Here is a 9,690-nt window from a genome sequence, read left to right on the forward strand (position 1 = left end):
GGTTGCTGGGGGTGACGCAGATGGGTGGCGGACACGGGGCTCCCTGGTCCGCCGTCTTCGGTTCGTCCCGCGCGAGGTGCTCGTCGAGCCCCCCGCGGGACAGCGCGTCGTACGGCGGGGCGGCCAGGTCGTCGGTGAGCGCCTCGACGCTATGGTGCAGCTCGCGGCCGGCGTCGGTGAACCTGCCGTCGGCGTCGACGAGCCCGCGTTCGCGCAAACCCGCCATGACCGCGGCCAGCCGCTGCGCCGGCAGGTGGTGGATGCGGCCGAACGACTCCGGCGGGTGGACGCCCATCGCGATCGCGCTGATGACGTGCGCCTCGGTGCCGCCGACGCGGTGGGTGAGCAGGGCCGCGACGTGCCCGTCTCCGCGGTGCTCGCGCAGCACGGTCGCGGAGTGCCACAGCCGCGTGAGCGGGTCGGCGGGAATCGGGAGGCCCCGCATCCCGGCGTACATCACCCGCCCCTCGGTGGGTGCGCTCGTGGCGGCCCTGGTGGTCAGCTCGGCCGCCCTGAGGACACCCTCCGAGTCGGCCAGGTCGCCCAGGACCCGGCGCAGGGCCGCCACGCTGCCCCGTTCCCGTGCGGCGAGGGATTCCTGCGGCGGGATCTCGTCCCAGGCGGACGGGATGTGCCGCGCCGCCTCGCCCGGAGCGAAGTTGTAGAACGCCGCGTGCACGACTTCCGCCGGCACCCGCCCGAGCGGTGCGGCGCGGCTCGCGAAGTAGCCGCTCCAGTAGGTGCGGTGGCCGAGCGCGGCGTACTCCTCGCCGACCTCGTCCGCGAGGTAGGTGACGAGGCAGATCGGTTCGAGCAGCTCGTGCATGCGACGGGCGGTGTGGGCCATGCCCCAAACCTAGAGCCGTTCGACGAGCGCGCGGTGGTACGCCTCGCGCACCGCGGGAACGAGCCGCAGTGCCTCCGCGGGCACGACACCGCCGGGCAGGAGCTTGAGGATGTCACCGGAGCGGCGGTCTGCCGGGACGTCCTCGCCGCGAGCGGCCACGAGCACGTGGAAGTGCGGGTAGTTCTCCCCGAAGACCAGCAGGTAGGTCGCGGGGGCACCGGTCACCGCGGTGACGGCGGCGACGAGGTCGCGGGCGCGGCGCGCGAGCGTGAGCAGCTCGTCCTCGCCGAGGGCGGTGATCCGTTCCGCGTGGCGGCGGGTGCGCAGGACGAACCAGCCGGGCACGGCGAGACCGGGCACGACCTCCGCCGCCCACAGCTCGTCGCGGAAGACGACCGAGGACTCGTCCTCGTCCTCCATGGCGCACATCAGGCATCCGGTGTGGTTCATGGATGCGTCCCGAGGTCGCCGGCCGGGCCGAGGTGGGCGGCGAGGTCCACGGGATCGCGCCCGAGCAGCCGGCGGACGTCGCCGGTGACAAACTCGGAGTGCCCGTCGCGGAACAGCTCGTACATCTCCTTGAAGTGTTCGGCCTCCCACGTCTCGACGCCGCGGGCGACCAGGCTCTCCCGCAGGGCTGCCGGGGTCGTCTCCGCCACCTCGACCACGCGGCCGAGGTGAGGTCCGATCAGCCGCCGCGTCCGGCCGTCCCAGCGGGAGTCGGTCAGCGCGGCCGCGGCGCAGTGGCCCACGTCGCGAGCGCTGATCATGCTGATCCCCGACCTTCCCAGAGCGTTCGGGATCGTGCCGGTCGCCTTCGCGGCCGGCACCAGGGTTCTGTCGACGAGCGTCTCCATGAACGCGGCCATCCGTTGGGCGTCGCGCGTGAGGACACGCACCGTTTCTCCGCGCTCGTGCACACCTCGCACGACGTGAGGGCGGACCGTCCCGGTCGCGCCGAGCACGAGCACCGACATCGGGTCTCCAGGGTTTCGCTTGGCGGGCAACGTGCTCGTCTCGCGGGACAGCGGTCTCAAGGAGCGCCGACGAGGATCGGCATCGGGTCCGGGAGCCCGGCTCCGAGCGCCCAAGCGCGGTCGGTGAGCTGACCGGCGTCCGCGCCGGCGCGGCGGGCCTCGAGCATCGCCTGGGGCTCGAACGCCGGTCCCACCGAGTCGGCCGCGTACTCCGGCCCGTTCATGTAGGCGGTCGCGGCCTCCGGTTCGGCGAAGGTGTCGATCTGCATCTCGACGAAGTTGCCGTCGGGGTCCTGGTAGTACATCGACGTCGTCACCCCGTGGGCGATGCACACGGACGGCGCGATTCCCTTCGCCTGCAACGACTCGTACCGCGCGAGCAGGTCGTCGAGGTGGTCGAAGGTGTAGGCGACGTGGTGCATCGCCGCGGTGGTGGGGCTCTTGCGCTCCAGCGGGGCCGGCGAGTTGATCAGGGCGATGCGGTGGTGCTCCTCGTCGAAGGTGACGAAGGTCAGGTTGTCGTCCTCGTAGACCACGTGGGCGTCGAGCACGGCGCAGTACCAGTCCCGCATCTGCGCGGCCTGGCTGGTGCGGAAGACCACGTGGGCGAACTTCGGGGTGGCGGACATGGGGGTTTCCCTCCCGGCGCCTCGTGGGCGCCGCGAAATCGGTGTCAGGACTCGGAGGTGAAGCGGGTGTGCATCGAGCCGATGCCCTCGGCGAAGGTCACGAGCTCGTCTCCGGCGGCCAGGAAGCGCGCGGGGTCCCGCGCCGCCCCGATGCCGGCGGGGGTTCCGGTGAAGATCACGTCACCGGCGAACAGGGGGACGATCGACGAGAGGTAAGAAATGATCTCGCTGACGGAGAAGACCATCCGGCTGGTCCGCGACTGCTGCACCAGCTCACCGTTGAGGCGGCAGCCGAGCCCGATGTCGTCCCGGTCGGGGAACTCGTCCGGTGTCACCAGCTCGGGTCCGATCGGGGCGAAGCCGGGATAGGACTTGGCGAGCGAGAACTGCGGCGTGGGCGGGGTGAACTGCAGCCGGCGTTCGGACAGGTCCTGTCCCAGGGTCAGGCCCGCGACGTGGTCCCACGCGCGGGCGGCGGGCACCCGGTGGGCGTGCCTGCCGAGCACGACCACGAGCTCGGTCTCGAAGTCGACCGACCCCTGCGGCAGGGTCACGGTGGCGGACGGCCCGGTGATCGAGGCGGGGAACTTGGTGAACACCACGGGTGCGCGGGGAAGGTCCACACCGGACTCCGCCGCGTGGTCGCGGTAGTTCAGCCCGATCGCGAAGACCTGCCGCGGCCGCGGGGCCGGCGGGCCGAGGTCCCGCACGACGCGGGGCGGCACCGGGGCACCGGTGAGGTCTGCCGCCCACGCGCGGAGAGCGTCCCAGTGCTCGTAGAGCTCCTGGGGGCCGGCCGGCAACGCTCCCCCGCTGGCCGACTCGACGTCGACCAGGCCGTCCGCGGTGACGAGGCTCGCTCGACCGGCCGCGTTGACAACGCGCACTGCTACTCCTCCAGCTCGGGTTCGGAAGCGATCAGACGAGGTCGAGTGCGGCGGCGACGACGGCGTCGATGCCGTGGTGGCGGTACACGCTCTCCAGGTCGCCGGACTGGCCGAAGCGGGTCACGCCGAGGTGCCGGGCGCGCACCTGGTGGACACCGGCCAGGAACGCCAGCGTGTGCGGGTGCCCGTCGAGCAGCGTGACCAGCGGCGCCGCCCGGCGTGCCGGGAAGGCGGCCTCGAGCACCCCGGTGTTCGCCTCGCCCTGGCCCGAACGGGCCTGCACGGCGTCGAACAGCAACCCGGGACTGCTCACGACGACCACGTCCACCGCGACCCCCAGCGACTCCAGCCGTTCGGCCGCGGCCACCGCTTCCGGCACGAGCGCACCCATCGCCGCGATCGTCAGCGCGGGCGGGCCGGCGGCACGCCGCAGCGGGTACGCACCCGCCACGACCTGCGACCGGCGCCGCTCACGCGCGGCCGGGTCCGCGGGCACCCCGGCCAGGTTCTGGTCCACGGGCCGGCTCGACAGCCGCAGGTAGGCGCTGGTCCCGTCCGGCCGGCCCAGTCGTGCGAGCGAGGCCAGCAGGGTCCACTCGACGTCGATCGCGAACGCCGGCTCGTAGCTGACGCAGCCGGGTTGCTCCAGCCCGACGGAGGGAGTGGTGATGGACTGGTGCGCACCGCCCTCGGGGGCCAGCGTCACGCCCGAGGGGGTGCCGACCAGGATCGACTGGCCACCGGCGTAGATCCCGAACGACCACGGCTCCAACGCGCGCTCCACGAACGGGTCGTAGAGCACCCCGATCGGCAGCAGCGGCTGCCCCCACCGCGACCAGGTGGCGCCGAGCTCGCCGAGCGCTCCGACCAGGTTCCCCTCCGCGATGCCGAACTCGACGTGCCGGCCGGTCGGCCGTTCGCGCCAGTGCAGGACCGTCTCGCGGTCGTCGCCGAACCAGTCGTGCCGCTCGTCGGGCGACCACACGCCGACCTTGTTGACCCAGCCGCCGAGGTTGGTCGACGAGCTGACGTCCGGGCTCAGCGTCACCACCCGGCGCGCGACCTCCGGTGCCTCGCGGGTGAGGTCGAGCAGCACGCGGCCGAGCGCCGCCTGCGTGGTCGTCCGCCCGGACGGGGTGCGGCCGATGTCCGCCGGCACCCGCGGTGCGGGCTGCACGGGCACGGGTTCGCGGCGCAGCCGCTCCGCCGTCGCGGCGCAGAGCCGTCCCGCCGCGGTGTCGTGGCCGAACCGCTGCCACGGCGCGTCGGCCGACATCCCGCTGCGGCGGGCCAGTTCGGCGAACTGCTCCTCGCTCAGCAGCGACGAGTGGTTCTGCGGATGACCTTCACTGGCCAGCCCGAACCCCTTGACGGTGTAGGCGAAGACGACGGTGGGCCGGGTGTCGTCGATGCGGGCGAACGCCTCCCCGACCGCCCGCAGGTCGTGCCCTCCGAGGTCGCGGACCGCCGCGTGCAGCACCTCGTCGTCCACAGTGGACAGGAACTCGGTCAGCTCCGGCGAGTCGGGCAGCCGGTCGCGCAGCTGCGCGGGCTCGCAGCGGAGCAGCCGCTGGTACTCCGGGTTGCTCATCTCGTCGAGCCGCCGCCGCAGCCCGGCCCCGCCGGGACGTCCGAACAGCTCCTCCAGCAGGCTCCCGTACTTCACGGTGAGCACCTGCCAGCCGGCGGCGGCGAACATGGCCTCGAGCCGCGCGGCGGCGATGTCCGGCACCACCCGGTCCAGGCTCTGCCGGTTCAGGTCGACGATCCACACGACCTCGCCCAGCCGGCCGACCACCGGGTCCACCAGGGCTTCCCACACCGCGCCCTCGTCGAGCTCCGCGTCCCCGACGAGGGAGTACTGCCGGCCCGTGCCGGCGTGCTCCCCCAGCGTGGTGAGGTAGCGGCGCGCGAGCGCTCCCCAGATCGGGGCGGTGGCGCCGATGCCGACGGAGCCCGTCGAGTAGTCGACCGGGTCCGGGTCCTTCGAGCGCGACGGGTAGGACTGCAGCCCTCCGAACGCGCGCAACGGGTCAGGTACCGCTCGTCGAGCTCGCCCAGGAGGTAGTTGATCGCGTGCAGCACCGGTGAGGCGTGCGGTTTGACCGAGACCCGGTCACCCGGCAGGAGGTGCTCGAACCACAGCGCCGTCATCAGCGTGGTCATCGACGCCGAGGACGCCTGGTGGCCCCCGACCTTCAGGCCGGACGCGTTGGGGCGCACCCGGTTCGCGTGGTCGATCATCGCGGTCGCGAGCCAGCGCACGCGCTGCTCCACCTCGCCGAGCACGGCGAGCCGGTCTGCGGTTCCCACCTGGGCGGCAGGGGGTGCGGACATCGTCGTTCCCCCGGCTCAGCGGTCGATGCCGAGGGCCTGCAACCGGCCGAGAGCGTCATCGGTCAGCAGCGAGGCGTCCCAGGCCGCGCTGAGACGGTCGACCACGCCGGTGCCGTCGGCGGACACGGCGACGATCCCGTGCGGGACCGGCCCCGAGCCGCTGATCCACTCGAAGCCTCCGCCCGACGCTCCGCCGAGCACGTGCCGGACCTTGCTCCCCGCCCCGTACGGGAGGTGTGGCAGGGACCGGTCGAGGTACCTCGCCACGGCCCGGCGCCCCGTGATCGTCGTGCGAAGGCTGAGGTCCTCGAGGACCACGTCGTCGCTGAACAGCTCCACCGCAGCGGCCGGTTCGGCCGCGGACAGGGCGGCGGCGACGCGGTGTGCGATCGGCTGGATCGCGGCCGTGCGGGAGTCTCCGCCCAGCCCCTCCCCCAGGTCGGAGGGGAACTGGCCGGCCGGGAGCCGCTGCCCGGCGATGCCGTCGAGGGTGAACTGCCGTCCGTCCCAGTAGTCGACCCAGCGGGAGATCTTGCCGCCGGTGAAGGAGATCGCGGCGATCCCGCGGATCTCGTGGCCGAACAGCTCCGGGGTGTCGGTGAAGCGGACGACCGCGCTGCCGGTGTCGCCCAGGACGGCGGTCGGGTAGGCCTGCGCGGTGTCCGCCCAGTTCGGCATGTACTCGCCGAACGCGGCGTGCAGCTCCGCCCAGCCGTGCCAGGACCAGCCCAGGGTCGCGTCGACGTACGCCATCTCCGAGGCGAAGTACGACATCGTCTCGTCGACCCGGCGGCCGGTCTTCGCGGTGAAGTAGCCGCTGAGCAGGGTGACCAGCTCCGGCGACGCGTGCGTCACGTCCACGTCATGACCGAGCAGTTGCATGGTGTTCTCCAGAGAACGGTGGGACATCAGTTGACGGGTGCCGCGAGGGCGGGCCGCGACTCGCGGCGGACCACGGGTGCCACCTCGGCGGCGAACAGTTCCAAGCTCTCCCGGACCATGCCGTCGGGCATGCTCCCCACGTCGAACTGGCCGACGTAGCGGGTGCTGCCGAGCACCTCGTGGTGGCGCAGGATCTTGTCGGCCACCTCTTGCGGGCTGCCCACGACGAGGCCGTCGGCCAGCCACGCGTCGTACGTGGCGCGCGGCATCCCGTCGCGCATGTTCGGGTGGAACCGGAAGTAGCGGGAGTAGTAGGGGAAGAACGCGTCCTTGGCGTCCTGCGAGCGGCGTCCGACGAACATGTGGCCGCCGCTGGCGACGCGCAGCGCCTCCCGGGGATGCCCGGCCTGCTCGGCGGCCCGGTGGTAGACGTCCACCAGTCCGCGGGCGTGCCCCGGACCGGTGAACAGCGCCAGGAAGAGCGGTGCGCCGAGCAGGCCGGCGCGCATGCTCGACGCCGGCGTGCCCCCGACCCCGATCCACACCGGCAGCGGATCCTGCAGGGCGCGGGGTGCGACGTACTCGCCGTTCAGCGGCGACCGGGTCGTGCCGCTCCAGACCGGCCGCTCCTCCCGGGCGAGCTGCAGGAGCAACCGGATCTTCTCGTCGAACAGCGTCTCGTACCGGCCGAGGTCGTGGCCGAACAACGGGAACGACTCGGTGAACGCGCCCCGGCCGGCGATGATCTCGGCCCGGCCGCCGGAGAGCTGGTCGAGCGTCGCGTACTGCTGGTACACCCGCACCGGGTCCTGGGTGGACAGGACCGTGACGGCGGAGCTGAGCCGGATCCGCTCGGTCACCGACGCCACGGCGGCGAGCACGACCTCCGGTGCGGAGATCCCGAAGTCGGGGCGGTGGTGCTCGCCGAGCGCGAAGACCTCGATGCCCGCCTCGTCCGCCGTCCGGGCGTGGCGGACAAGGTTCGCCAGCCGCTGACGTGTGCCGAGCACCTCTCCGGTGTGCGGATCGGCGGCGAGGTCGCCGAAGGAGTAGATGCCGAGTTCCATGTGATGATCCAAACCCAGGCCCGCCGTGCACCGCGATATCTGGCGGACATGTGCTGGAGCGGATTTTCATCTCCGTGAGAGATAGTGGGTCCCATGGAACTGCGCCAGCTGAGGCACTTCGTCGCACTCGCCGAGGAAGCGAGCTTCACCCAGGCCGCCGACCGCGAGCTGATCGTCCAGTCGGGTCTGTCGTCGTCGATCCGCTCCCTGGAACGCGCGGTCGGCAGCGAGCTGTACGTGCGGGGCTCACGCCCGGTGCGGCTCACCACCGCCGGACGGGTCCTGCTGCCCGCCGCGCGGCGCGTTCTCGCCGAGGCCGAGAGGGGCCACCAGCTGGTGCGGGAGGTCAGCGGCGTGGTGGCCGGCCCGTTCACCGTGGGCCTGGTGCAGGTCCACGCCCCCTCCAGCTCGTGCCCGTTCCTGGGCTGGATGGCCGAGTTCGCGCAACGACACCCCGGCCTGGACATCTCGGTGCGTCAGCTGGACCGGCAGCGCACCCTGGCGATGGTCGCGGGCGGCGAGCTGGACTGCGCGATCGTCACCAGCACTCCCGGCCCGGTGCCGGGCCTGCGGGTGGTCGGGCTGACCCACCAGCCGCTGGCGATGCTCTGCCGGGTAGACCACCCGCACTCCGGGCGCGGCACAATCGGTTTCGCGGACCTCGCGCAGGAGCGCTTCGTCGACACCTACGCGGGCCACGAGACCCGCGACCTGGTCGACGAGGCGTTCGCCGAGCGCGGCCTGCACCGCAAGGTGACCTGCGAGGTGACCGATCTGTCGATGGTCTTCGAGCTCGTGCGCGCGGGCCTCGGCGTGGCACTGGTGCCGGACGCCCCCGGCCTGAGCCTCGACGACCTGCGCTTGGTGCAACTGGAGGAGGACGGCCTGAGCCACAGCATCGACTTCGTCGTGCCGTCCGGCCAAGGCGCTTCCCCCGCCGCGGCCGCGTTCACGGAGCTCGTCCTGGCCCGGCGCGACGGGTCGTCACCGGCTTAGGGGTCGCTGGTCCTGCCGGCGAACCCCCTGGCCGGTCAGGCGTGCTCGACGGCGTCGGCCTGCGGGCCCCGGTCGCTCTGCCGGATGCGGAAGCGCACCCGCTCGCCGGCCACCAGGGGCTCGCCCGAGACCACCGAGACGTGCACGAAGAGGTCCGGACCGCCCTCGTCGGGGGTGATGAAGCCGAAGCCGCGGTCGCCGTCGTAGCGGGCCACCGTGCCGTTGCCCGCGCGGGCCGCGGGCCGGGCGGACGAACGCGCCTGGCCGGGAGCCGCGGCGGCCTCCACCGGCTCGCCGGGGGCCACGAACCGCACGTCGCGCGCCTGACGGCCCTGGTCGACGGTGACCGTGGTGAACGTGACCCGGTCGCCCTCGACCGGCAGGTACCGGTCGTCGTCCAGGGCGCGCACGTGCAGGAACACGTCGCCCACCCCGTCGTCGGCGGCCACGAAGCCGAACCCCTTCTCGTCGTCGAACCACAGGACGGAGCCGTCGGCGCCGTCGCCGGTGACCAGGGGCGCCTTGCGGACCCCGGCGTCGAAGCTCAGCGGCACCACGTGCTGGGCCTGCGGCCCCTTCTCCCCCGCGGTCACGACGAAGGCCACCCGCTGCCCGGTCGCGAGCACTCCCCCGGTGACGATGGCGGAGGAGTGCACGAACACCTCCGCGCCCCCGCCGTCCGGCGCGGCGAACCCGTAGCCCTTGGCCGGCTCGTACCAGGAGACCGTGGCGAGCACGCCCAGGGCCGCGTGCGGCGCGACGTCCCCGGTGACGGCCACGTCCAGCGCCTGCGGGCCGCGGGGTCCCTCACCGGTCTCGAACTCCACAGTCTGGCCCTCGCGCAGCGCCCTGGCCGCGCCCTCGCCCCGCACCTGCGAGACGTGCACGAAGATGTCGGCGCTGCCGTCATCCGGGGCGAGGAAGCCGAAGCCGCGCTCGAGGTCGTACCAGCGGACGGTTCCCTGCTGCACTGTGCACTCCTGGTCTCACGGGTGGTCGAGAGTCCAGTGTCCCAAACGCCGCGTCCGCACCCCGACACCGACTCGCGACGCCGGCCGGGGGCCTGCC

The 9,690-nt window shown here is 73.0% G+C and carries 9 protein-coding genes and 2 pseudogenes; 1 reads left to right on the plus strand and 10 read right to left on the minus strand.

Features of this window, described 5'->3' with window-relative positions:
* From ACFWGZ_RS35650 to ACFWGZ_RS35685, 8 genes and pseudogenes are all read right to left on the minus strand, one after another.
* A partial coding sequence (locus ACFWGZ_RS35650; protein ID WP_382455997.1) for a hypothetical protein occupies nt 1-847 on the minus strand: 847 nt, incomplete at its 3' end.
* A 9-nt stretch (nt 848-856) separates the two neighbouring features.
* Nucleotides 857-1,297: a hypothetical protein gene (locus ACFWGZ_RS35655; RefSeq protein WP_382455998.1), complete on the minus strand. Its 441-nt coding sequence runs from the start codon at nt 1,295-1,297 to the stop codon at nt 857-859.
* Nucleotides 1,294-1,746 carry a hypothetical protein gene (locus tag ACFWGZ_RS35660; RefSeq protein WP_382455999.1) on the minus strand — a complete coding sequence of 151 codons (453 nt, stop codon included), beginning with the start codon at nt 1,744-1,746 and terminating at the stop codon, nt 1,294-1,296. Before ACFWGZ_RS35660 ends, ACFWGZ_RS35655 begins: the two co-directional genes overlap by 4 nt.
* Before the next feature lie 134 nt (nt 1,747-1,880).
* Nucleotides 1,881-2,453, minus strand: coding sequence for a VOC family protein (locus tag ACFWGZ_RS35665; RefSeq protein WP_382456000.1), 573 nt, complete (start codon nt 2,451-2,453; stop codon nt 1,881-1,883).
* A gap of 44 nt (nt 2,454-2,497) precedes the next feature.
* Complete coding sequence (locus ACFWGZ_RS35670) at nt 2,498-3,340, minus strand: fumarylacetoacetate hydrolase family protein (protein ID WP_382456001.1); 843 nt, start codon at nt 3,338-3,340, stop codon at nt 2,498-2,500.
* 31 nt (nt 3,341-3,371) lie between these two features.
* Nucleotides 3,372-5,677: pseudogene (locus ACFWGZ_RS35675) on the minus strand (pyruvate dehydrogenase).
* 15 nt (nt 5,678-5,692) lie between these two features.
* Nucleotides 5,693-6,559, minus strand: a complete 867-nt coding sequence (locus ACFWGZ_RS35680) for a hypothetical protein (RefSeq protein ID WP_382456002.1) — start codon at nt 6,557-6,559, stop codon at nt 5,693-5,695.
* A 26-nt stretch (nt 6,560-6,585) separates the two neighbouring features.
* Nucleotides 6,586-7,626: an LLM class flavin-dependent oxidoreductase gene (locus ACFWGZ_RS35685; protein WP_382456003.1), complete on the minus strand. Its 1,041-nt coding sequence runs from the start codon at nt 7,624-7,626 to the stop codon at nt 6,586-6,588.
* A 93-nt stretch (nt 7,627-7,719) separates the two neighbouring features.
* Here ACFWGZ_RS35685 and ACFWGZ_RS35690 point away from each other — a divergent pair, with 93 nt between their 5' ends.
* Nucleotides 7,720-8,622: a LysR family transcriptional regulator gene (locus ACFWGZ_RS35690; protein ID WP_382456004.1), complete on the plus strand. Its 903-nt coding sequence runs from the start codon at nt 7,720-7,722 to the stop codon at nt 8,620-8,622.
* 35 nt (nt 8,623-8,657) lie between these two features.
* Here ACFWGZ_RS35690 and ACFWGZ_RS35695 read toward each other — a convergent pair whose 3' ends face one another.
* Nucleotides 8,658-9,401: a cold shock domain-containing protein gene (locus ACFWGZ_RS35695; RefSeq protein WP_382456005.1), complete on the minus strand. Its 744-nt coding sequence runs from the start codon at nt 9,399-9,401 to the stop codon at nt 8,658-8,660.
* Nucleotides 9,390-9,593 (minus strand): annotated as a pseudogene (locus tag ACFWGZ_RS35700) (cold-shock protein); the annotation flags it as partial. The gene ACFWGZ_RS35695 and the pseudogene ACFWGZ_RS35700, both read right to left, overlap by 12 nt.
* Nucleotides 9,594-9,690 lie beyond the last annotated feature (97 nt).

Source organism: Lentzea sp. NPDC060358 (assembly GCF_042725365.1).
GTDB lineage: Bacteria > Actinomycetota > Actinomycetes > Mycobacteriales > Pseudonocardiaceae > Lentzea.